Genomic DNA, 505 nt, shown 5'->3' with positions numbered 1-505 from the left:
GACAGGGCCTCCTCGGTCTCCGCGCGGACCACCGCGTCCAGGGACTCGTCCTCGAGCGCGGCGGCGAGCCCGGCCGGGAGCCCGGCGTCCTCCAGGACCGGCCCGAGGAAGGCCGGCGTGGCGCGGCGGTCCTCCCCGGGCGTCCCGGGTCCGGGCGCCGGGTCGGCGTCGAAGCTGCGCGCCCCGAGGGCGGCGTAGAGCCGCCCCACGGCCTCGCGCCCGTGCTCGGCGCGGGTCCGGGCGGCCACCCGGAGCAGGTGCAGCCCGGCCGTGTGGCCCGCCTCGTACTCCGGCGGGAACCACGCGTCGTAGTCCACGTGCTCGTTGAGCAGCCGCAGGGAGATGAACCGCCAGTCCACCCGGTAGTCACGCCGGGCCGTCACCGTGCGGACCCACTTGCTGGTCATCCAGGCGAAGGGGCAGGTGGGGTCGAAGTAGAAGTTGATGTCGGCGTCCGTCATCGTCCACACGCTAGGAGCCCTCCCGACCGCGGTCAAGGACACGG

1 pseudogene is annotated in these 505 nt (G+C 75.0%); it reads right to left on the bottom strand.

Annotated elements, in window-relative coordinates:
• Window positions 1–461, bottom strand: a pseudogene (locus tag RF650_RS13540) (hypothetical protein); the annotation flags it as partial.
• Window positions 462–505: the final 44 nt, after the last annotated feature.

The organism is Kocuria sp. CPCC 205297 (assembly GCF_040981035.1).
Taxonomy (GTDB): Bacteria; Actinomycetota; Actinomycetes; order Actinomycetales; family Micrococcaceae; genus Kocuria; species Kocuria marina.
The sequence above is the reverse complement of the archived record's forward strand: the minus strand, read 5'-3'. Positions and strand labels throughout refer to the sequence as shown.